The organism is Bacillus cereus G9842 (assembly GCF_000021305.1).
Classification (GTDB): Bacteria; Bacillota; Bacilli; order Bacillales; family Bacillaceae_G; genus Bacillus_A; species Bacillus_A thuringiensis_S.
The window spans coordinates 213,483-235,000 of sequence record NC_011772.1; the positions used below are offsets into that span (position 1 = coordinate 213,483).

The window sequence follows — 21,518 nt, forward strand, 5'->3', positions numbered from 1 at the left end:
ATGGAAAGAGTCCTTTTTTTATTTACTAGATGAAGTTTGTTTCAATACAAATTGCTCGATTGCGTGAGCAACACCATGTTCATTGTTTGTTAATGTTACAACATCACATAGTTTTTTTACATCTTCTTCAGCGTTGCCCATTGCAACAGATAAGCCTGCTACTTCTAACATTGGTACATCATTAAAATTATCACCAATAGCAACTGTATCTTCAATAGGAATATTAAAATGAGCTGCCATCTGCTGTAGCCCGTTTCCTTTATGTCCATTCTTATCCATAATTTCTAAGTTAGTAGGAGCTGATGCTGTAACCATAATATCAGCGTCTTCTTGTAACACGCTTAATAGCTGTGCGCGATGCGCTGCATTAAATGTTGAAATGAAGAATTTAGATATTTCTAGTTCTTGGTTATTTACAACATCTTCTATTTTTTTGAAATCAGTAATTAAGTTCGATTTCTTTTGCTTTTCTGTAATTCGTTCAAGTTCCTCTAATGTAACATCGAGCGCCTGCTTATTTTCTTCGAACGCTTGCATCACTTGATCTTGCCATGTATATGGAGAATAAACTCCTTTATTTGTATATAACTTATATGGGAAACTTTCAGATTCTAGTAATTTTGCAAGTTTGTACACTTTGTCGTTTTGTATACAACGCGAGTTAATTACTTTTCCATCCACATAAACAATGGCCCCATTGCTTGCTCCGACTGGAAGAGATAATTTATATTCTTCCAATAGCTTTAAAGCATCCTCTTTCGCACGACCAGAACAAATCATTACAATATGACCAGCTTCTTGTGCAGTTTGGATTGCTTGTAGGTTTTCTTTGGAGATTTCAAGATTAGATGATAGTAGTGTACCATCCATATCTAATGCGATTAATTTCAAAATGACCACCTCTTTGTTTTTATTATACATAGTTATATAGAGGAAACATATAAACTTATCTTGGAAAGACGGTATTTTATCTCATATTAAAAGTAAGTAAAGATTAGATAGGTTTAGTGTCACTAAATAAACTGTTTGTAACAAAAATAGAGAGGAGTATGACTATATTTCACTTTATGACTGTAATATTACATGAATGTTACAAACGTGAGCTTAGTGAAAAGTGCATTAAATAAAGGTTTTTGGGGATTATTATAAAAAAACGTAAAAAAAGTGTAATAAATTTCACGTTATTATATTGCAACGTAACAATAGTTATGTTACATTAATGTTACAAACGTTACGTTATCAAATTTAATGTAACGTTAACATAAAAACTATGAAATAAACATTTCTTAGAAATTACATATAGATAACTTATGAAAAGGGAGGATAAATGATATGAAAGAGCAAGTATTACAAGTAACAAAAGGTGACTTCGTAGGATCAGCAAGTGGAGCGGTAGTATTAACAGCATTAATCGTATTTCTATCAAGCGTATTAGTATAATAGAAACTTTGTAACAAAAGAAAGAGAAGGGGGAATGAAAGATATGAAAGAGCAAGTATTACAAGTAACAAAAGGTGACTTTGTAGGATCGGCAAGTGGAGCAGTAGTATTAACAGCATTAATCGTATTTCTATCAAGCGTATTAGTATAATAGAAACTTTGTAACAAAAGAAAAAGAAGGGAGAATGAAGGATATGAAAGAGCAAGTATTACAAGTAACAAAAGGTGACTTCGTAGGATCGGCAAGTGGAGCGGTAGTATTAACAGCATTAATCGTATTTCTATCAAGCGTATTAGTATAATAGAAACTTTGTAACAAAAGAAAAAGAAGGGAGAATGAAAGATATGAAAGAGCAAGTATTACAAGTAACAAAAGGTGACTTCGTAGGATCAGCAAGTGGAGCGGTAGTATTAACAGCATTAATCGTATTTCTATCAAGTGTATTAGTATAATAGAAACTTTGTAACAAAAGAAAAAGAAGGGAGAATGAGGGATATGAACAGTGAACAAGTGTTTCAAGTAACAAAAACAGATTTATTAGGATCCTTAGGTGGAGCGGTAATATTAACATCATTTATTCTATTCCTTGCAAGTGTATTAGTATGATATATATAAATACAATCATTCAAAAAAAATAAAGACTCTAACGTATTAGTAAGTAGTTAATATGTTGGAGTCTTTTTTATTTTCTTCTTATATACCTTCAAGTATTAAAGTTACCTCATTATTTAGTATCCATGGCTAATTAGACGCTGCGGTTGCAACTTGATTCAACGAATAATCAAAAATCCACTGATTAAAGTTTCACTTTATTTCAAAGAGAAAAAAGTCGAATTTTATATGTAAGAAAAAAAGAGGAATTTGACAGAAAAGATAGAAAATTTTAAAGGTCAGAATTTGTTAGCTTGCTAACTAATTTCTATTAATTAATGTTGGAAGCGTTTTCGGTTGGTTTTAAGTATGGACCATTTAATCTATTTACAGGGGGATGAAGATATTATGAAACAAAAATCTATGGATACGCTAGCTGCACAAATGGAGGACTTTTTTCCAGTACGTGATGTAGATCATTTGGAATTTTACGTAGGGAATGCAAAGCAATCGAGTTATTATCTTGCGAGAGCATTCGGATTCAAAATTGTGGCTTACTCTGGATTAGAAACTGGAAACCGTGAAAAGGTATCTTATGTTCTTGTGCAAAAAAATATGCGTTTCGTTGTGTCTGGAGCTTTAAGTAGTGAAAATCGTATTGCAGAGTTTGTAAAGACTCATGGTGATGGCGTGAAGGATGTGGCACTACTTGTTGATGATGTTGATAAAGCATACTCAGAAGCAGTGAAACGTGGTGCCGTCGCAATTGCTCCACCAGAGGAATTAACAGATGAGGACGGTACATTGAAAAAAGCAGTTATTGGTACGTATGGTGATACAATTCATACGCTTGTAGAGCGTAAAAATTATAAAGGGGCATTTATGCCAGGATTCCAAAAGGTAGAGTTTAATATTCCATTTGAAGAGTCTGGTTTAATTGCTGTCGATCATGTAGTTGGTAATGTTGAAAAAATGGAAGAGTGGGTTAGTTATTACGAGAATGTCATGGGCTTTAAACAAATGATTCATTTTGATGATGACGATATTAGTACAGAGTATTCGGCGTTAATGTCGAAAGTTATGACGAATGGAAGCCGTATTAAGTTTCCGATTAACGAACCAGCAGACGGAAAGAGAAAGTCACAAATTCAAGAGTATCTAGAATTCTATAATGGAGCTGGTGTACAGCATCTTGCTTTATTAACAAGTGATATTGTTAAAACAGTTGAAGCGCTTCGTGCAAATGGGGTGGAGTTTTTAGATACACCTGATACTTATTATGATGAGTTAACTGCACGAGTTGGAAAAATCGATGAAGAAATTGATAAGCTAAAAGAATTAAAGATCTTAGTAGATCGTGATGATGAAGGTTACTTACTACAAATCTTTACGAAACCAATTGTAGATCGCCCGACTTTATTTATTGAAATCATTCAACGTAAAGGTTCTCGTGGATTTGGTGAAGGAAACTTTAAAGCGTTATTCGAATCAATTGAAAGAGAACAAGAGCGTCGCGGAAACTTATAAGATTTATATCCACCAGCAAAAGTCCCTTTGCTGGTGGAAATTTCATTTTTATAAGGAGGAATCAGGATGAAATTTGTTACATTTCGTCTTCCTTCAAAAGAAATACGGGCTGGATGGCTTGAAGGTGACAAAGTAATAGATATGAATCTTGCTAGTGAAGGGAGAATCCCTTCTTCTATGATGGCTTTTTTAGAGAAAGCTGATGAGTATGTAGAAGTAGTGAGGAATGTTAAGAATCCAAATAAGGGTATATATGCTTTAGAAGAAGTACAATTGACAGCTGCTCTTCCTAATCCGAGTAGTATTCGAGATTTTTACGCATTTGAACAACATGTAAAAACAGCTCGCGGACGAAGAGGACTAGATGTTGTGCCTGAATGGTACGATATTCCGGTTTTTTATTTTACTAATCATCGTGCTGTAATTGGTTCCGGTGATTTTGTAATTGGTCCGAAAAAGTCTAAAAAGCTTGATTACGAGTTGGAGATCGCTTGCGTAATAGGAAAAGAAGGGCGAAATATTTCTCGTGAGCAAGCAGAGGAATATATTTTTGGTTATTGTATTATGAACGACTGGAGTGCGAGAGACTTACAAGCAACAGAAATGAAAGTAGGTCTCGGTCCAGCGAAAGGAAAGGACTTTGCAACTTCGTTAGGAGCACATCTTGTTACGAAAGAGGAATTAGATGTTTATCGTAATGGAGATCGATATGATTTAGAAATGACTGCTCATGTAAATGGAAAACTATTATCAAAGGGAAACTTCCAAGATATTTACTATACATTTGCTGAAATGATTGAACGTGCTTCAGAGGACGTTACATTATATCCAGGAGATGTGATTGGTTCTGGGACAGTAGGAACAGGCTGTATTTTAGAACTTGGTACAGAAGAGTGGCTACAAGATGGAGATGTTGTAGAGCTGTCGATTACTGGTTTAGGTACACTGCGTAATACGATCAAAAAAGAAAAGGAAGCGAGTGATGGGCATGTTTTATCGTCACATGGGAGAACTACCTCATAAACGACATGTACAATTTCGTAAAAAAGATGGATCGCTTTATCGTGAACAGGTAATGGGAACAAAAGGTTTTTCTGGTACGCAGTCTATTTTGTATCATCACTATATGCCAACAGAAGTAGGTCATTCTGCATTATCGCATTCTTGTCAGTTGCAGTATGAAGAGGATGTTGCTCTTTCTCATCGCCACTTCCGAACGAAAGAAAATAAAAAAAGTGGTGATGCAATAAGTGGACGAAATTTCATACTTGGAAATGAAGATTTGTTAATTGGAGTAGTGAGCCCAACAGAAAAAATGGATTATTTCTATCGTAATGGTGATGGCGACGAAATGTTATTTGTTCATTATGGAACAGGGAAAATTGAAACGATGTTTGGAACGATTCACTATAGAAAAGGCGACTATGTAACGATCCCAATTGGAACGATTTATCGTGTTATTCCAGATGAAGGAGAGACTAAGTTTCTTGTTGTAGAGGCGAATAGCCAAATTACAACGCCGCGTCGTTATCGAAATGAATACGGACAATTGTTAGAGCATAGTCCGTTTTGTGAAAGAGATCTTCGTGGTCCAGAAAAATTAGAGACCTATGATGAAAAAGGCGATTTTGTCGTAATGACAAAATCAAGAGGTTATATGCACAAACATGTTTTAGGACACCACCCGTTAGATGTTGTTGGATGGGATGGCTATTTGTATCCGTGGGTATTTAATGTAGAGGATTTTGAACCAATTACAGGGCGCATTCATCAGCCGCCGCCAGTACATCAAACATTTGAAGGGCATAATTTTGTTATTTGCTCTTTCGTACCACGTTTATACGATTATCATCCAGAGTCAATTCCGGCACCATATTATCATAGTAATGTTAATAGTGATGAAGTTCTTTACTATGTAGAAGGAAACTTTATGAGTCGCAAAGGTGTGGAAGAAGGTTCTATTACACTTCATCCGAGCGGGATTCCCCATGGGCCGCATCCGGGGAAAACAGAGGCAAGTATAGGGAAGAAAGAGACACTTGAATTAGCTGTTATGATAGACACATTCCGTCCGCTTCGTATTGTAAAACAAGCACATGAAACAGAAGATGAAAAGTATATGTATAGCTGGATTGAACAAGGTTCATATACTGTGAAATAAGTAAAAAAAGCATGCTCTCAATAAGGGAGCATGCCTTTTTTTGTGGAATCGACATGTATAATAATACCAAAAAGAGTTGTCGAAAGATATATAGAAAGAATGATAAGGATAGTGCATATTCAGAAGAATTTCTACTTGTTTCGACAAAAGTATTGACTAGGAAAAGCGTAATGAGTAAAATAAAAAAGCGAATTAAAAATTTTCAGAAAATTTAAAACTTGGAGGAGTGAAAGATGAAGCAAATTTTTCAAAAGAAGCCAATTGCAAAGTTAATGCAAGAAAGTAAGCAAAAAACGTTAGCAAGAACATTGGGCGCGCTAGATTTAACTATGCTTGGAATCGGAGCAATTGTTGGAACTGGTATTTTTGTTCTAACGGGTGTTGTGGCAGCGAAACATTCTGGGCCAGCTATTATATTATCATTTGCGATTGCCGCGCTAGCTTGTGCCTTTGCTGCATTTTGTTATGCTGAATTTGCTTCTTCAGTTCCTGTATCGGGCAGTGTGTATACGTATACATACGCGACGATGGGAGAAGTATTCGCATTTTTAATTGGCTGGGATCTAATGCTTGAATATTTACTTGCTACATCTGCTGTAGCAAACGGTTGGTCTGCATATTTTCAATCTTTATTAAAGGGGTTTGGAATTCACATTCCGACTATTCTCTCCTCGGCTCCTGGTACAGGGAAGGGTGGAATAATTGATCTACCTGCAGTTCTAATTATTTTAGTGATGACAGTTCTTTTATCTAGGGGTGTTCGTGAAAGTGCACGAGTAAATAACATTATGGTATTTATTAAAATAGCAGTTGTTCTTATTTTTATCTTTGCTGGTTTTAATTATGTGAAACCTGAAAACTGGACGCCTTTTATGCCGTTTGGTTTAGATGGTGTAATGGCTGGAGCGGCTACAGTATTCTTCGCATTTATAGGATTTGATGCAGTTTCAACAGCGGCAGAAGAAGTGAAACGTCCGCAACGTGATTTACCAATTGGTATTATTGCATCGTTATTAATTTGTACAGTTCTTTATATCGTTGTTTCGCTTATTTTGACAGGAATTGTTCCATACGGACAGTTAAATATATCAGATCCAGTTGCTTTTGCACTTCAATTTATTGGACAAGATGGCTTAGCTGGAGTAATTTCAGTAGGAGCAATTACAGGAATTACAACAGTAATGCTAGTTATGATGTATGGGCAAGTTCGTGTTTCTTATGCGATGAGCCGAGATGGTTTACTGCCGAAGCGTCTTGCTAAAGTTCATCCGAAATTTAAAACGCCATTTTTAAATACATGGACAACGGGAATTATTGCGGCACTGATTTCAGGATTAATAGATTTAAATGTTTTAGCACATCTTGTAAACATGGGGACATTGTCAGCATTTGCACTCGTAGCTGTTGCGGTAATTGTAATGAGAAGAACCCATCCAGACTTACCAAGGGCATTTAAGGCTCCGCTTGTACCGTTTTTACCAGCGTTAACAGTGATTTTCTGTTTATACTTAATGCTTCAATTATCGGGGACAGCATGGATTAGTTTTGGGATATGGATGGTTATTGGTATAGCGGTTTACTTCTTATATAGCCGAAAACATAGTGCTTTAAATAATAGTAAAAAAGAAGAAGATGTTGCGAATTTATAAGCGAAAAAAATCCATTCTAATTCTGTTAGAATGGATTTTTTTATTTGAAAATTTACATTTTTCTGAACTTATTATAAGATAATTGTTGGCTAACTAAAGGGGTGAAATGATGAAAAATACGTGGCGTGAGTTAAGGGAGATGGACCGTAACGTATGGATTCGATTTATTGGAGAGACGTTAAATGGAATTGCAATGATGATGTTAATGCCTTTTTTTGCATTATATTTAAAAGATAAGGTAGATTCGTTGTTGGAAGTTGGGGTTATTATGGCGCTTTCTCCAATTGCTGCAAGCTTTGGATCACTTATAGGAGGAAGAATTGCTGACATATATGGAAGAAAACCGATTATGATATTTTCTATGGCAAGTAATGCATTATTAATGCTCGGTTTTCTATTTATAGAAGGATTTATTCCATATGCAATTTTATCTATTTTTTTAGGATTGAGTAATTCTTTATTTCATCCAGCTGCATCAGCTATGGTCGCAGATGTAACGGCACCAGAAAAAAGAACAGAGGCATATGGTTTATTACGAATGGGACACAATATAGGTGCTGCGATTGGTCCGATAATGGGAGCATCAGTAGTTGTGTTGTCAAAGAATCTTGTGTTTATTATTGCCTCTTCTACAATGCTATTTTATGCGTTACTTGTATTACTTCTTATTCAAGAGACGATGCCAAAGAGGACAGATAAGGAAGAACATAAAGAAAAGGAATCTGGGGCAGTTTGGAAAATTGTAATGCGAGATAAGGTATTAATGATTTACTTATTAGCAGGTATTATCATTTCGATGGGGTTTTCTCAAACAGAAGGCATGTTGCCACTACATTTTGATAACGAAATGAAGCGTATTTTTGGAACGAATAATCCATATCCATATTTAATGGCGTTAAACGGACTATTAGTTGTTTTATTCCAATTTCAAATTTCAAAATGGGCTACGGATAAACCAGTCGGGAAGACGATGTTATATGGTGCATGTTTGTTCGGGATTGGATTATTTTTTATAGGGTGGTTACCGAAGTGGTTTGGAGAGTTTAATACAAATGCTACAGTTATTTTAATAACACTACTGTTCGTTTATGCTATATATACGTTAGGTGAGATGATTATGTCGCCTGTACAAATGACATTTGTAGCAAACTTGGCACCTGAGCATTTGAGAGGGACTTATATGGGCGCTGCAAGTTTGCAGTGGATTACAGGAAGCGCATTTGGTCCACTTTTGGGAGGCTTTTTATTAGATCGATTACTTGGCCACTTTCTATTTACAATTTTAGCTGTAGGATGTGTAGTTGCAGGTATTGTATATATTTCTTTAGATCGCCTTGTTGAGCAAAGGCAAAAAGATACACTAACCAAACAATCTTCTTAGTAAATAGGTGACATACACAAAAAAGGGGATTTCTACATATTTTAGGTACATAACTAGATAGGATTACCATTTCATTTTAAAATTCACCTTTGTATAGTAGTGGAATAGAAAAAGTGTAGAAAACCAATAAGTGGTGTCATTTAATTATTTGTGGAAGTTACATTTTATTTCAAATAGGAACTACCTATTTTTATAAAAAGTGCTAAAATAGAAAAATGAAAACAATTGGTTAGGGTGATTTCAGTGACAAAAATTAAATTAGGTTTATTATATGGTGGAAAATCAGCTGAGCATCAAGTTTCGTTACAGACGGCTCTTGCTGCTATTAAAGCGTTAAATCAAGATAAATTCGAGATTCATCCAATTTATATTACAGAACAAGGTCAATGGGTACGTGGTGAGCGTATTGAAGGCGAAGTAACAGATGTTGAAGCTTTAAAAATGAGTAGTGCAGAAAATGCGATTTCTCCGTTATCATTAAGTACAGAGATTATTCCATCTGCAGCTTCTGAGGAAAACGCTATTGACGTTATTTTCCCATTACTACATGGACCAAACGGTGAAGATGGAACGGTTCAAGGACTATTAGAATTGATGAATATTCCTTATGTGGGAAATGGTGTTCTAGCATCATCTGCTGGTATGGATAAAGTTGTTATGAAAAACATCTTTGCAGAGGCTGGTTTAACACAAGCAAAATATGCGTCTTTCATTCGCAGTGCATGGGAAAAAGATCGTGAGGAAGCTTATTCTAAAGTAGAAGATAAGTTAGGATATCCTTGTTTCGTAAAACCAGCAAACCTTGGTTCAAGTGTTGGTATTAATAAGTGTAAAAATCGTGAAGAACTTGAGAATGCATTTGTAGAGGCATTCCAATTTGATCGCAAAATTATTGTAGAAGAAAATATTGTAGGTCGTGAAGTAGAAGTGGGGGTACTAGGTAATGATGAGCCGAAATGTTCAGTTGTAGGTGAAATCGTTCCGAAAAAGGACTTCTATGATTATAAGTCGAAATATATCGATGGTGATACGGCGTTAATTATTCCAGCTGAAATGACAGAAGAAGAATCTGATGTGATTAAGCGTGATGCAATTATTGCGTTCCAATCATTAGATGGTGCAGGCTTAACGCGAGCTGATTTCTTCTTAACGAAAGACGGAGAAGTGTATATTAACGAAGTAAACACTATGCCAGGATTTACACCGTTTAGTATGTTCCCTCTATTATGGCAACATACTGGGTTACCGTATCCAGAGTTAATCGAAGAGCTAATTCGTTTAGCGATTGAACGTCACGAAGAAAAACAAAAAATTAAATATACAATCTAACAAAAAAAGGAGGAAGCACTATTCGTAGGAATAGTGCTTCCTCTATGTAAGGAGCGTTTCTATATGATAAAGCGAATGTTAAAGCAAGTAGAACAGATGGTAAATGGTACTGGATTAGCAGAGCAATATGAGGGAACTATTATTCAAGGCGTGTCTATTGATACGAGAAAAATTGAAAAAGGAAACTTATATGTTCCGATTCAAGGGGAGCGTTTCGATGGACATGCTTTTGTAGATAAAGCAGTTGAAAATGGAGCTGTAGCTACATTATGGATGAAAGATGTAGCAAATCCACCCGAGAATCTTCCGGTTATTTTTGTAGAAGATACGCTATCTGCACTGCAAATGTTAGCGAAAAACTATCGCGATCAATTGGATGTTAAAGTTGTTGGTGTGACAGGTAGTAACGGTAAAACATCCACGAAAGATATTGTGACAAGTATTCTCGCGACTAAGTTCAAAGTTCAAAAAACAGAAGGAAATTTCAATAACCATATTGGGTTACCTCTCACTATTTTAAACTTAGAAGAAAATACAGAAGTAGCTGTATTAGAAATGGGTATGTCAAGCCGAGGAGAGATTGAATTTTTATCTAAGTTAGCTCGTCCTAATGCAGCTATCATTACGAATATTGGTGAGGCACATTTAATGGATTTAGGATCTCGTGAGGCAATTGCTGAAGCGAAATTAGAAATTGTTACAGGGTTACAAGAAGGTGGCGTGTTCGTATATAATGGAGATGAGCCGTTATTAACGAATCGTGTTCCTGAAATGAATTTAGCAGCAGAAACAGTTACGTTTGGTGATGCAAGAGCCAACGATTACTATCCAACAACTGTAACATTACAGGCAACTGGGACACATTTTAAAATGAATAGAGATGAAAATATTTCATTCTACCTACCGGTGTTAGGAAAACATAATGTGTACAATACACTTGCTTCAATGGCAATTGCGACACATTTTGGGGTGACGTGGGAAGAAATGAAACAAGGTTTAGTAACACTTCAAATGACGGGCATGCGTATGGAGATTGTAAAAACGGATAGTGGATTAACAATTATCAACGATGCTTATAATGCAAGTCCGACGGCTATGGAGGCAGCATTCCATTTAATGAATGGTTTAGATGGATTTACTAAAAAAATCGTTGTGCTCGGTGATATGTTAGAACTTGGAAATCAAGAAGTGCAGTTCCATTATGAGGTAGGTAAATTAATCGATCCAGCAAAAATCGCACATGTATTCACATACGGTAGATTAGGAGCTCAAATTGCTGAAGGAGCGAAAATTAATTTCCCTAATGAACGTGTAAAGGCGTATGATAATAAAGAAGAGTTAGTAAGAGATTTACAAGCGGTAGTCGATGCCAAAGATGTTGTATTAATAAAAGCATCTCGCGGTATGAAATTAGAAGAAGTAATTACGATGTTGAAATAATTGGTGTATATAAATAGGGATGATAGTCACGAAAATAGAAGAAACTTATAATAAGCGCTTACAGTAAATGATAAAAAAATAAAAGTAAAGAAAAAGGCCCTTAATATAAAATAAGGTAACAGTTGGGTTTGCTTTTTACACATACAAAACTTATAATTGATAAAGTGTAATAACGTTTAGAAGTATTTTCGTGAAGAATATACGCCCGGTTATATACGTGAGCATTCAGGAAAAGGGCTTTTCCGCAAATTCGGAAAACGCCTTTTTTTAAATGATAAGTATAGGATAGAAAAGGAGAAGTAACATTGACAACATTTCGAGAATTAGGATTAAGTGAGTCTTTACTGCAATCGGTTGAAAGTATGGGCTTTGAAGAGGCTACGCCGATTCAAGCTGAAACAATTCCACATGCATTGCAAGGTAAGGATATTATTGGGCAAGCGCAAACAGGTACAGGGAAAACAGCAGCATTCGGATTACCACTATTAGATAAAGTGGATACAAATAAAGAAGCAGTTCAAGGTATTGTTATCGCGCCAACGCGTGAATTAGCAATTCAAGTTGGAGAAGAGCTATACAAAATTGGTAAACATAAACGTGTTCGTATTCTACCAATTTATGGTGGTCAAGATATTAACCGCCAAATTCGTGCTCTAAAAAAACACCCACACATTATTGTTGGTACGCCGGGTCGTATTTTAGATCATATTAACCGTAAAACACTTCGCTTACAAAACGTAGAGACTGTTGTTCTTGATGAAGCGGATGAAATGTTAAACATGGGCTTCATTGAAGATATTGAAGCGATTTTAACAGATGTGCCAGAAACACATCAAACATTATTATTCTCAGCGACAATGCCAGATCCAATCCGTCGTATTGCTGAGCGTTTCATGACTGAGCCTCAACACATTAAAGTAAAAGCAAAAGAAGTAACAATGCCAAACATTCAGCAGTTCTATTTAGAAGTGCAAGAAAAGAAAAAGTTTGACGTGTTAACACGCTTACTAGATATTCAATCTCCAGAGCTTGCGATCGTATTCGGTCGTACAAAGCGTCGTGTTGATGAATTATCAGAAGCATTAAACTTACGTGGTTATGCAGCAGAAGGTATTCATGGTGACTTAACACAGGCGAAACGTATGTCTGTATTACGTAAATTTAAAGAAGGTGCTATTGAAGTTCTTGTTGCAACAGACGTTGCTGCACGTGGTCTTGATATTTCAGGCGTAACACACGTATACAACTTCGATATCCCACAAGATCCAGAATCATACGTTCACCGTATCGGTCGTACTGGCCGTGCAGGTAAAAAAGGTATTGCAATGTTATTTGTAACACCACGTGAATCAGGACAATTAAAAAATATCGAGCGTACAACAAAACGTAAAGTTGATCGCATGGAAGCACCGACACTTGATGAGGCATTAGAAGGTCAACAACGTTTAATCGCTGAAAAACTTCAAAGCACGATTCAAAATGAGAACTTATCATACTACAAGCGTATTGCAGAAGAAATGTTAGAAGAGAATGACTCTGTAACAGTAGTAGCTGCTGCTTTAAAAATGATGACTAAAGAGCCGGATACAACTCCGATTGCTTTAACATCAGAACCACCAGTTGTTTCAAGAGGTGGCGGTTCTAAAAAACGTGGCGGTAACGGAGGCGGATACCGTGATGGTAACCGTAATCGTAGTCGTGATGGACGCGGTGGTGGCGATGGTCGTAACCGTGATGGACGTAATCGTGACGGAAACCGTGATCGCAATCGTGATGGAAACCGTGATCGTAATCGTGATGGTGGTAGTCGTGGTCGTAGAGGTGAAGGTCAAGGTCGCCCAGGATCTTCAAATGGACGCGGCGAAAGAAAACATCATAGCCGTCCACAAGCTTAATAAAAAAAGAGAATGCCCTTTGCGGGCATTCTCTTTTTTTATTTCTGTAATTGTGCATACTACATAGTAGTTATGATAGAAAAGGGGCTGTTATATGCTTGTAAGGCTTGGTTACGTTGCGATGAGTGTGCATTTGAAGAATGCATCCCCATCTCAAACGATGACGTACGCACAGTTTCAGAAAATAGATGATCGTGATGCTGCAATTCGTAAACTTGAAAGAATTGCTAATTCCAATTTGGAAAATTGTTTGCGTTTATTAAAGCATAATAAGGGACATGACATATCTTTCTTTCGGCTTAGTTCTAAGCTCATTCCTTTAGCGAATCATGAGGAATTGTTAGAGTGGAACTATATTCGTCCTTTAAAAGAAAAATTGAAAGAATTAGGTGAATATGCAATTCATATGAATATGCGAATTGATTTTCATCCAGATCATTTTGTTGTACTAAATTCACCTGAGGAGAGTGTTTTCAAACAATCTGTAAAGACATTGCAGATGCACAAAAAATTATTAAAAGGCATGGGGATTGAACATAAGCAACGATGTGTACTACATGTTGGAGGAGGGTATAAAGATAAAGAACTTGCATTAGAGCGTTTTATAGAGAATTGGTCTAATGTCCCAAGGGGTATTCAAGAAATGATTATATTAGAAAATGATGATACAACTTTTACGTTAGAGGAAACATTATATTTAGGAGAAAAATTAGATATTCCCGTCGTGTTTGATTTGCATCACCATATGATGAATAATGAGCAAGAAGATTGGTATGAAGATTGGGCACGTGTTGTTCATACGTGGGAAACATCTTTGTTGCCAGTTAAAATGCATATCTCTAGCCCTAGAGAGGGAAAAGATCCAAGAGCTCATGCAGATTATATTAATGTAGACGCATTTTTATCTTTTTTAAGAAGGATAAAGGGAAGTGTTCCGCAAATTGATTGTATGATTGAGGCGAAGATGAAGGATGAGTCTTTATTTCAATTAATGAGGGATTTAAGCGAACAGGTAGATGTAGAAATTATCGATGGTGCAAGCTTTTATATTAAATAAGCTTTGCACCATCGTTTTTTTTGGTTAAAAAAGGAGTTAAAATGCCGCCGGTTATTAAACCTGTTAAATGACTGATCGGATTGGCGGAAGGGTTAAAGAAAGTAAATAGCAGTAATAGAAGTATCATAATTGAGAAAATGGCAATTTCTTTTGGTTGTGAAGAGCGGTAACGATTGTACAATAAAAATAATTGTGCGCCTAATAGTCCGAAAATCCCACCTGATGCACCTGCGTGAATATATTCAGGTGGCATAATAATATAAGAAGAAATATTTCCAAAAATTCCAGAAATAAAAAATAGAATAAAAAAAGAAAAGTGTCCGAGTTGCTTTTCGATAGAAGAACCAAGTGCAAACAAAAAAATACTATTAGAAAGAAAATGTTGTAAGTCTACGTGTACCAGAAGGGAAGTTATGACACGCCACCATTCTCCTTTAGCGATATATTCATTAGAGGCTGCCAGTGGGAAGAGGAAAAAGTCGCCTAATATCATCAGGACTAAGTGAATAAGAAGTAAGGTGAGAATAGTCGATTGTAAAGAAATCTGAGTGGATCTTATTAGCATACGGTTACTATCACCCCTTTTGCATCAGAAAGATTCTCTGTTATTCTTATCAATATGAAAGAAGAAAGTTAAATAGAAGAAGGGGATTTTGAAATGATTATAGGGATTGGAATCGATATTATTGAATTAAATCGTATTGAAAAAATGCTAGATGGAAAGCTTAAATTTATGGAACGTATTTTAACGAAAAATGAACGTAATGTTGCTATGGAGCTGAAAGGAAGTCGCCTTACAGAGTTTGTAGCTGGAAGATTTGCAGCGAAAGAGGCATATTCAAAAGCTGTAGGTACTGGTATCGGGAAAGAAGTGAGCTTTTTAGATATTGAAGTGAAAAATGATGAAAGAGGTAAGCCGATTCTGATTACAAGTACAGAGTATGTTGTTCATTTATCAATTAGTCATAGTAAGGAATTTGCTGTTGCTCAAGTTGTTTTAGAAAGCTCGTCACGCTAGTCTGCATATTTTATATCTTTGTCTCATATATTTGAGGTAGCGATAAGGAAGGTACATCTTCCATTCATTTATAGGGGCAAAGGGGCTGAAGTGATGAAAAGGCGTCTGTTTTTAGTTCTTGTCGGTTTGTTGACCGTTTTTGTATTGGCGGGTTGTGTGGAAAAGAAACAAGATGATGTCGTGAAAGATTTAGAAGCGAAAGTAAAAGGGATGAAAAGTTATCAAGCTGAAGCGAAATTATCTATTAAAACAGGAAATGAGCCTCAGGAGTATAACGTAGAAATTTGGCATAAGGAACCGTCTTTTTATCGTGTGAATTTAAAGAATGCAAAAAAAGATCAGAGCCAAATTATTTTAAGAAATGAAGAAGGTGTATTTGTATTAACGCCAGCACTTAATAAGAGCTTCCGTTTTCAAAGTGATTGGCCGCAAAATAGCAGCCAGGCTTATTTATATGAATCACTTGTAAGAGATATTTTGCAGGATAAGAAAAACCTTACTTTCGAGAAAACAGATAAGTATTATATTTTTAAAACAAAAACAAACTATCAACATCAAAATATGTTGCCGAAACAAGAGATTACACTGAAGAAGAGCGATTTGACTCCAGTTTCAGTGAAGTTAATGGATAATGATCAAAATGTTCTTGTAAAAGTAGATTTCTCTAAGGTAAAATTCGATGCGAAATTTGATAAAGGTGCATTTGATACGAAACAAAATATGTCTAGAGCGCAGGTAGATGTTCAAACAACAGCGAAAGAAGACAAACCGTTTGCTACTTTGTATCCGCTTGATACACCACAAGGTATGACTCTGCAAGATGAAAAAGAGTTGAAGACAGACAGTGGCAAGCGTGCGATACTCACATACACTGGAAATAAGAAATCCTTTACTTTAATACAAGAAAAGGCAAAAGTTGCAGAGGCTTCATCAGCGGTAAGTGTAAGTGGAGAACCGGTTGATCTTGGGTTTACGATTGGTGCGTTGACGAAAGACTCTGTAACGTGGTCGCATAACGGAGTAGAATATATGCTCGTGTCTAAAGGTTTAGAGCCGAAGGAGCTGTTAATGGTTGCTCGTTCAGTTACAGCGAAGCAGGTGAAGTAAACTTCTTAGACGTGGTGATATATGTGCACCACGTCTTTTCTTAGTTTGAAGGTGGATTTCATAAAAGAAGCATATAAAAGAATAAGCTTCGCATATCGTGTATAAGGAAGTGTATTTATGGAAGAAGCACCATTTTATCGTGACACGTGGGTGGAAGTGGATTTAGATGCCATTTATAACAACGTTACACATATTAAAGAGTTCATCCCAAGTGATGTAGAGATTTTTGCTGTAGTTAAAGCGAACGCATATGGGCACGATTATGTACCGGTTGCTAAAACGGCATTAGAAGCGGGTGCAACAAGGTTAGCTGTTGCTTTTTTAGATGAAGCTCTAGTGCTTCGGAGGGCCGGTATTACTGTGCCGATTTTAGTGTTAGGTCCCTCGCCGCCGCGTGATGTAAATGTAGCTGCTGAAAATGATGTAGCGCTAACTGTTTTTCAAAAAGAATGGGTGGACGAAGCAATTAAACTTTGGGATGGTTCATCTGTAATGAAATTTCATATTAATTTTGATAGTGGTATGGGGAGAATTGGAATACGTGAAAGAAAAGAGCTGAAAGAATTTTTAAGGAGTTTAGAAGGTGCACCGTTTTTAGAGTTAGAAGGAGTATACACGCATTTTGCAACGGCAGATGAGGTTGAGACTTCGTATTTTGATAAGCAATATAACACGTTCTTAGAGCAGTTAAGTTGGTTGAAAGAATTCGGAGTGGATCCTAAGTTTGTCCATACAGCTAATAGTGCTGCCACGTTACGTTTTCAAGGGATTACATTTAATGCAGTGCGAATTGGGATTGCAATGTATGGATTATCTCCTTCTGTAGAAATACGTCCTTTTTTACCATTTGAATTAGAACCGGCGCTATCACTGCATACGAAAGTAGCTCATATTAAACAGGTGATTAAAGGTGATGGAATTAGTTATAACGTCACTTATCGAACGAAAACTGAAGAATGGATCGCGACTGTAGCGATTGGTTATGCAGATGGATGGCTTAGAAGATTACAAGGATTTGAAGTGCTTATAAATGGTAAAAGGGTACCGATTGTAGGGCGAGTAACAATGGATCAGTTCATGATTCATCTTCCTTGTGAAGTGCCGCTTGGTACGAAAGTTACGCTTATTGGAAGGCAGGGAGATGAGTATATTAGCGCTACAGAGGTTGCGGAATATTCAGGGACTATTAATTATGAAATTATTGCAACGATCAGTTTCCGTGTGCCAAGAATATTTATACGGAATGGTAAGGTTGTAGAGATAATTAATTACTTGAACAATATATAGAAGGTAGCATGATTGCTTCTTGTCATTGGAGTGACTGTTCATTGCTGGATAATAAGCTCTTTTTGATGAGAAGCTTTTTACTTATAATCATTTTTTATATAAGTTACACGTAAGTTTTGAAGAGGAGTTCTATTGTTTTTAGTTAGTTATGAGATAAAAAATTTAAGAAGATGAATGTTTTGTTTGTGAATTGGAAAACATAAGCAAGGAATAAGGAAGTCTTTGCAACAGGCTCCATACAATGGTATTATTACAATAGGTGTCATATATATATATTTGGGTGTGTAGTTGACGGTGGAGGTGTATTTTTGTGTCCGAATCAAGTGTAACTACTGAAATCGTGGTTCGGTTGCCAAAGCAAATGGTAACGGAATTGGACGGAATTGGAAAACAAGAGAATAAGAATCGCCATGAACTAATTTGCCAGGCAACACAATTGTTATTGCGTCAACATAAGACGAAGAAACGCTACCAACATGAATCAATGCGACGTGGGTATATTGAAATGGGAAAAATTAATCTTGGTATTGCATCTGAAGCTTTCTTAGCGGAGTATGAAGCAGCTCATACAGTAGAACGCTTAGTTAGCGGGGGGTAATATTTTGATTGTAAAACGCGGCGACGTGTATTTTGCAGACCTTTCCCCAGTTGTTGGTTCTGAGCAAGGAGGCGTTCGTCCGGTTCTTGTCATTCAAAATGACATCGGAAATCGTTTTAGTCCAACGGTGATTGTAGCGGCTATTACTGCACAGATTCAAAAAGCGAAATTACCCACTCATGTGGAAATTGATGCGAAAAAGTATGGTTTTGAGAGAGATTCTGTTATTTTACTTGAGCAGATTCGAACAATCGATAAGCAACGCTTAACGGACAAAATCACTCATTTAGATGAAGTGATGATGAGTCGTGTAGATGAAGCGTTACAAATTAGTTTAGGACTAATAGATTTTTAAATCGGCAGTTTAAGTTGCTCTCTTTGAAGGGCAACTTTTTTTATTATAGAGGAGGTTACGGTTGTATATGGAAATGGTAGATAATCGACAAGCGTTAATGAAAATGTTAGTGAAAGAATTAGGCTTTAGCGAAAAGCAAGTTCGTCATGTTATTCAATTAACAGAAGAAGGTAACACAGTTCCATTTATTGCTCGTTACCGAAAAGAATGGACAGGCTCTTTAGATGAGGTGCAAATTCGTGCGATTTTAGAGAGATGGCAATATATGATGCAACTTGAAGATAGGAAGGAAGAAGTTATTCGTCTTATTGGTGAGAAGGGAAAACTGACAGGAGAGCTAAGGCTGCAAATTGTTAAAGCTACAAAGTTGCAGGAAGTAGAAGATTTATATCGTCCATATAAAGAGAAAAGAAGAACGAAAGCAACGATTGCAAAAGAAAAAGGGTTAGAACCGTTAGCTGAATGGTTATTGTTATATAAGAAAGAAGATTCGGCTAAAAAGGCAGTGGAATTTATTAATGCAGAGAAAGAAGTGCAATCTGCAGAAGAAGCTTTACAAGGTGCACAAGACATTATTGCAGAAATGATTTCAGATGAAGCTACGTATCGTAGTTGGATTCGAAATATTACTTTTAGAAAAGGTATTATGTCTTCGTCTGTAAAAGGTGAAGAAAAAGATGAAAAGAATATATATGAAATGTATTACAGTTATGAAGAACCATTGCAAAAAGTAGTACCACATCGTGTATTAGCAATGAATCGCGGTGAGAAAGAAGATATATTGAGAGTTTCTGTTGTCCCACCAGTAGATGAGATATTAAATTTCTTAAATAAGAAAGTAATTCGTGATAACGATTCTAAAAGTGCGCATTATGTACAATTAGCGATTGAAGATGGTTATAAACGATTAATTCAATCTTCAATTGAAAGAGAAATTCGTAAAGAATTAACAGAAACAGCTGAAGAACAAGCGATACATATTTTCTCTGAGAACTTACGTAACTTATTATTACAACCTCCGATGAAAGGGAAAGTCGTGCTAGCGGTAGACCCGGCATATAGAACTGGTTGTAAATTATCTGTAGTAGATGATACGGGGAAAGTACTACATATTGATGTTATTTATCCGCATCCGCCTGTTCGTAAATATGATGACGCAAAAACGAAAGTTCTTTCTATTATAGATAAATATCAAGTTGAAATGATTGCAATTGGTAATGGGACAGCATCTAGAGAAACAGAGGAATTTATAGTAGATGTATTGCAAAGTGTGAAACAGGAAGTCTTTTATATTATTGTAAATGAAGCGGGTGCTAGTGTATATTCAGCTTCTGATTTAGCTCGTGAAGAATTCCCAAATTTACAAGTTGAAGAGAGAAGTGCTGTTTCTATTGGAAGACGTCTGCAAGATCCACTGGCTGAACTTGTGAAAATTGATCCTAAATCAGTTGGAGTTGGACAATACCAACATGATGTATCTCAAAAGAGATTGAATGAGTCATTAACATTTGTAGTAGAGACAGCTGTGAACCAAGTTGGGGTTAATGTAAATACGGCTTCGGTTGCATTGTTACAATATGTTTCAGGTTTATCGAAAACTGTTGCGAAAAATATTGTGGCAAAGAGAGAAGAGGATGGGAAATTCACAAAGCGCACGGAATTAAAGAAAATCCCACGTTTAGGTGCAAAGACGTACGAACAATGTATAGGTTTCTTGCGTATATTAGAAGGAGCGAATCCATTAGATCGGACAGGTATTCATCCTGAACAATATAAAAATGTTGAATTGTTATTGAAGAGTTTAGGGTTATCGATAGATGACGTAGGACAACCGCAATTACAAAAGAGATTGGAAGAAGTAGAGATTTCTAAGTTGTCTCAAGAAACGGGAGTTGGGGAGCCGACGTTAGTTGATATTATAGATGCACTCATTAGTCCAGAACGAGATATGAGGGATGAGTTGCCTAAACCACTTCTGAAAAAAGGGATTTTGAAATTAGAAGATTTAAAACGTGGTATGGAACTAGAAGGAACAGTGCGTAACGTTGTTGATTTTGGTGCTTTTGTTGATGTTGGCGTAAAGCAAGATGGTTTAGTGCATATTTCTAAGCTTAGCAAACAGTTTGTAAAGCATCCGTTAGATGTTGTATCAGTAGGACAAATTGTAAAAGTATGGGTAGATGATATTGATACAAAAAAAGGACGCGTTGCACTATCTATGTTGCCGATTGAATAGTAAGAGAAGAGAGCAGATAAAACTGCTCTTTTTTTATAGAATAAAAAGTGTAATGGATCATGAGTTTTGATGTATTTTGCTATAATAAAACCAGCATTCATTTAGCAATTTAATTTGATACCGGTTTTTTTCGAAATATGCACGTTGCATCTGTTTTTTTAGCCACGTAGGCATAGGAATCCCTCCTTGTTTAATCCTACTCTCAAAAATCTAAAGTACTATTAATGAGAGGTTGGTGAGTGGATTTCTATTCATGTTGTGTTTTTAGAAACCACGCGTCTTGAATGAGGATGGGTATATGTACTATTTAATATATGTATAAGAAGCGTGAAAAGTGTAAAAATATTTTTTTGTTTAGGAGGAATGAGAATGGACGAGAAAGAAATTCAACGGCTAGTGGAAGAAGTATCGCTACAATACTTCGGAATGCCATTTTTACATAAAGT

General features: G+C 36.2%; 24 protein-coding genes (1 of these 24 only partly in view). 21 read left to right on the top strand and 3 right to left on the bottom strand.

Going from position 1 to position 21,518, the window contains the following annotated elements; genetic code table 11:
- Positions 1-18: 18 nt before the first annotated feature.
- The gene (locus BCG9842_RS01170) at positions 19-891 is read right to left on the bottom strand and encodes a Cof-type HAD-IIB family hydrolase (protein WP_000766426.1); all 873 of its coding nucleotides are present in this window, start codon (positions 889-891) and stop codon (positions 19-21) included.
- A 441-nt stretch (positions 892-1,332) separates the two neighbouring features.
- On the opposite strand from BCG9842_RS01170, the gene BCG9842_RS01175 reads away from it, so the two are divergent.
- The 14 genes from BCG9842_RS01175 to uvsE all read left to right on the top strand — a co-directional run bounded on the left by BCG9842_RS01175 (position 1,333) and on the right by uvsE (position 14,471).
- Entirely contained in the window at positions 1,333-1,440 is a 108-nt protein-coding gene (locus tag BCG9842_RS01175; RefSeq protein WP_000664237.1) for a DUF3948 family protein, read from the top strand.
- 34 nt (positions 1,441-1,474) lie between these two features.
- On the top strand, positions 1,475-1,591 hold the full coding sequence (locus tag BCG9842_RS01180) for a DUF3948 family protein (protein WP_000654250.1): 117 nt from the start codon (positions 1,475-1,477) through the stop codon (positions 1,589-1,591).
- A 43-nt stretch (positions 1,592-1,634) separates the two neighbouring features.
- Positions 1,635-1,742, top strand: a complete 108-nt coding sequence (locus BCG9842_RS01185; protein WP_000664237.1) for a DUF3948 family protein — start codon at positions 1,635-1,637, stop codon at positions 1,740-1,742.
- A 34-nt stretch (positions 1,743-1,776) separates the two neighbouring features.
- On the top strand, positions 1,777-1,893 hold the full coding sequence (locus tag BCG9842_RS01190; RefSeq protein WP_000654250.1) for a DUF3948 family protein: 117 nt from the start codon (positions 1,777-1,779) through the stop codon (positions 1,891-1,893).
- Positions 1,894-1,936: 43 nt separating this feature from the next.
- Positions 1,937-2,047: a DUF3948 family protein gene (locus tag BCG9842_RS01195; RefSeq protein WP_001083691.1), complete on the top strand. Its 111-nt coding sequence runs from the start codon at positions 1,937-1,939 to the stop codon at positions 2,045-2,047.
- 393 nt (positions 2,048-2,440) lie between these two features.
- Positions 2,441-3,559, top strand: a complete 1,119-nt coding sequence (hppD, locus tag BCG9842_RS01200; protein ID WP_000810920.1) for a 4-hydroxyphenylpyruvate dioxygenase — start codon at positions 2,441-2,443, stop codon at positions 3,557-3,559.
- Positions 3,560-3,625: 66 nt separating this feature from the next.
- The gene (locus BCG9842_RS01205; protein WP_000673996.1) at positions 3,626-4,582 is read left to right on the top strand and encodes a fumarylacetoacetate hydrolase family protein; all 957 of its coding nucleotides are present in this window, start codon (positions 3,626-3,628) and stop codon (positions 4,580-4,582) included.
- A complete protein-coding gene (locus BCG9842_RS01210; protein WP_012614724.1) occupies positions 4,548-5,720 on the top strand; it encodes a homogentisate 1,2-dioxygenase in 1,173 nt (390 codons plus the stop codon). The genes BCG9842_RS01205 and BCG9842_RS01210 overlap by 35 nt, the downstream gene beginning before the upstream one ends.
- Before the next feature lie 233 nt (positions 5,721-5,953).
- On the top strand, positions 5,954-7,369 hold the full coding sequence (locus BCG9842_RS01215; RefSeq protein WP_000809361.1) for an amino acid permease: 1,416 nt from the start codon (positions 5,954-5,956) through the stop codon (positions 7,367-7,369).
- 109 nt (positions 7,370-7,478) lie between these two features.
- Positions 7,479-8,750 carry an MDR family MFS transporter gene (locus BCG9842_RS01220; protein WP_000799722.1) on the top strand — a complete coding sequence of 424 codons (1,272 nt, stop codon included), beginning with the start codon at positions 7,479-7,481 and terminating at the stop codon, positions 8,748-8,750.
- A gap of 243 nt (positions 8,751-8,993) precedes the next feature.
- Positions 8,994-10,079 (top strand): D-alanine--D-alanine ligase, encoded by a 1,086-nt coding sequence (locus tag BCG9842_RS01225; RefSeq protein WP_000161435.1) that lies wholly within the window; start codon positions 8,994-8,996, stop codon positions 10,077-10,079.
- Positions 10,080-10,142: 63 nt separating this feature from the next.
- Complete coding sequence (gene murF / locus BCG9842_RS01230; protein ID WP_000595968.1) at positions 10,143-11,519, top strand: UDP-N-acetylmuramoyl-tripeptide--D-alanyl-D-alanine ligase; 1,377 nt, start codon at positions 10,143-10,145, stop codon at positions 11,517-11,519.
- Positions 11,520-11,824: 305 nt separating this feature from the next.
- The gene (locus tag BCG9842_RS01235; protein ID WP_000206602.1) at positions 11,825-13,414 is read left to right on the top strand and encodes a DEAD/DEAH box helicase; all 1,590 of its coding nucleotides are present in this window, start codon (positions 11,825-11,827) and stop codon (positions 13,412-13,414) included.
- A 94-nt stretch (positions 13,415-13,508) separates the two neighbouring features.
- Positions 13,509-14,471 carry a UV DNA damage repair endonuclease UvsE gene (gene uvsE / locus BCG9842_RS01240; protein WP_000961146.1) on the top strand — a complete coding sequence of 321 codons (963 nt, stop codon included), beginning with the start codon at positions 13,509-13,511 and terminating at the stop codon, positions 14,469-14,471.
- On the opposite strand, the gene BCG9842_RS01245 is transcribed toward uvsE, so the two are convergent.
- Positions 14,464-15,036 carry a rhomboid family intramembrane serine protease gene (locus BCG9842_RS01245; RefSeq protein WP_000908527.1) on the bottom strand — a complete coding sequence of 191 codons (573 nt, stop codon included), beginning with the start codon at positions 15,034-15,036 and terminating at the stop codon, positions 14,464-14,466. The two genes, uvsE and BCG9842_RS01245, sit on opposite strands and share 8 nt — an antisense overlap.
- A gap of 93 nt (positions 15,037-15,129) precedes the next feature.
- On the opposite strand from BCG9842_RS01245, the gene acpS reads away from it, so the two are divergent.
- From acpS to BCG9842_RS01275, 6 genes are all read left to right on the top strand, one after another.
- Positions 15,130-15,489 (top strand): holo-ACP synthase, encoded by a 360-nt coding sequence (gene acpS / locus BCG9842_RS01250; RefSeq protein WP_000583423.1) that lies wholly within the window; start codon positions 15,130-15,132, stop codon positions 15,487-15,489.
- Between the two features lie 156 nt (positions 15,490-15,645).
- Positions 15,646-16,596, top strand: a complete 951-nt coding sequence (locus BCG9842_RS01255; protein WP_002084009.1) for a LolA family protein — start codon at positions 15,646-15,648, stop codon at positions 16,594-16,596.
- 117 nt (positions 16,597-16,713) lie between these two features.
- The gene (alr, locus tag BCG9842_RS01260) at positions 16,714-17,883 is read left to right on the top strand and encodes an alanine racemase (protein ID WP_000390595.1); all 1,170 of its coding nucleotides are present in this window, start codon (positions 16,714-16,716) and stop codon (positions 17,881-17,883) included.
- A gap of 310 nt (positions 17,884-18,193) precedes the next feature.
- The gene (locus tag BCG9842_RS01265; protein WP_000004570.1) at positions 18,194-18,481 is read left to right on the top strand and encodes an antitoxin EndoAI; all 288 of its coding nucleotides are present in this window, start codon (positions 18,194-18,196) and stop codon (positions 18,479-18,481) included.
- A gap of 4 nt (positions 18,482-18,485) precedes the next feature.
- The gene (ndoA, locus tag BCG9842_RS01270; RefSeq protein ID WP_000635965.1) at positions 18,486-18,836 is read left to right on the top strand and encodes a type II toxin-antitoxin system endoribonuclease NdoA; all 351 of its coding nucleotides are present in this window, start codon (positions 18,486-18,488) and stop codon (positions 18,834-18,836) included.
- A 67-nt stretch (positions 18,837-18,903) separates the two neighbouring features.
- On the top strand, positions 18,904-21,072 hold the full coding sequence (locus BCG9842_RS01275) for a Tex family protein (protein WP_000426212.1): 2,169 nt from the start codon (positions 18,904-18,906) through the stop codon (positions 21,070-21,072).
- 57 nt (positions 21,073-21,129) lie between these two features.
- Here BCG9842_RS01275 and cmpA read toward each other — a convergent pair whose 3' ends face one another.
- Positions 21,130-21,246: a cortex morphogenetic protein CmpA gene (gene cmpA / locus BCG9842_RS29060; RefSeq protein WP_001143640.1), complete on the bottom strand. Its 117-nt coding sequence runs from the start codon at positions 21,244-21,246 to the stop codon at positions 21,130-21,132.
- 195 nt (positions 21,247-21,441) lie between these two features.
- On the opposite strand from cmpA, the gene BCG9842_RS01280 reads away from it, so the two are divergent.
- Positions 21,442-21,518, top strand: the start of a protein-coding gene (locus tag BCG9842_RS01280) for a SprT family protein (RefSeq protein WP_000343552.1). It continues 382 nt past the right edge of the window; the window shows 77 of its 459 coding nt (coding positions 1-77); its start codon is at positions 21,442-21,444; its stop codon lies beyond the right edge, outside the window.

Bases quoted from the DNA above. Each gene is read 5' to 3' on its own strand.
- BCG9842_RS01190 (WP_000654250.1), top strand. From the start codon at position 1,777: ATGAAAGATATGAAAGAGCAAGTATTACAAGTAACAAAAGGTGACTTC.
- BCG9842_RS01220 (WP_000799722.1), top strand. From the start codon at position 7,479: ATGAAAAATACGTGGCGTGAGTTAAGGGAGATGGACCGTAACGTATGG.
- BCG9842_RS01275 (WP_000426212.1), top strand. From the start codon at position 18,904: ATGGAAATGGTAGATAATCGACAAGCGTTAATGAAAATGTTAGTGAAA.
- alr (WP_000390595.1), top strand. From the start codon at position 16,714: ATGGAAGAAGCACCATTTTATCGTGACACGTGGGTGGAAGTGGATTTA.
- BCG9842_RS01245 (WP_000908527.1), bottom strand. From the start codon at position 15,036: ATGCTAATAAGATCCACTCAGATTTCTTTACAATCGACTATTCTCACC.
- BCG9842_RS01215 (WP_000809361.1), top strand. From the start codon at position 5,954: ATGAAGCAAATTTTTCAAAAGAAGCCAATTGCAAAGTTAATGCAAGAA.
- BCG9842_RS01195 (WP_001083691.1), top strand. From the start codon at position 1,937: ATGAACAGTGAACAAGTGTTTCAAGTAACAAAAACAGATTTATTAGGA.
- BCG9842_RS01205 (WP_000673996.1), top strand. From the start codon at position 3,626: ATGAAATTTGTTACATTTCGTCTTCCTTCAAAAGAAATACGGGCTGGA.
- BCG9842_RS01185 (WP_000664237.1), top strand. From the start codon at position 1,635: ATGAAAGAGCAAGTATTACAAGTAACAAAAGGTGACTTCGTAGGATCG.
- BCG9842_RS01210 (WP_012614724.1), top strand. From the start codon at position 4,548: ATGTTTTATCGTCACATGGGAGAACTACCTCATAAACGACATGTACAA.
- BCG9842_RS01175 (WP_000664237.1), top strand. From the start codon at position 1,333: ATGAAAGAGCAAGTATTACAAGTAACAAAAGGTGACTTCGTAGGATCA.
- uvsE (WP_000961146.1), top strand. From the start codon at position 13,509: ATGCTTGTAAGGCTTGGTTACGTTGCGATGAGTGTGCATTTGAAGAAT.
- cmpA (WP_001143640.1), bottom strand. From the start codon at position 21,246: ATGCCTACGTGGCTAAAAAAACAGATGCAACGTGCATATTTCGAAAAA.
- acpS (WP_000583423.1), top strand. From the start codon at position 15,130: ATGATTATAGGGATTGGAATCGATATTATTGAATTAAATCGTATTGAA.
- hppD (WP_000810920.1), top strand. From the start codon at position 2,441: ATGAAACAAAAATCTATGGATACGCTAGCTGCACAAATGGAGGACTTT.
- BCG9842_RS01180 (WP_000654250.1), top strand. From the start codon at position 1,475: ATGAAAGATATGAAAGAGCAAGTATTACAAGTAACAAAAGGTGACTTT.
- murF (WP_000595968.1), top strand. From the start codon at position 10,143: ATGATAAAGCGAATGTTAAAGCAAGTAGAACAGATGGTAAATGGTACT.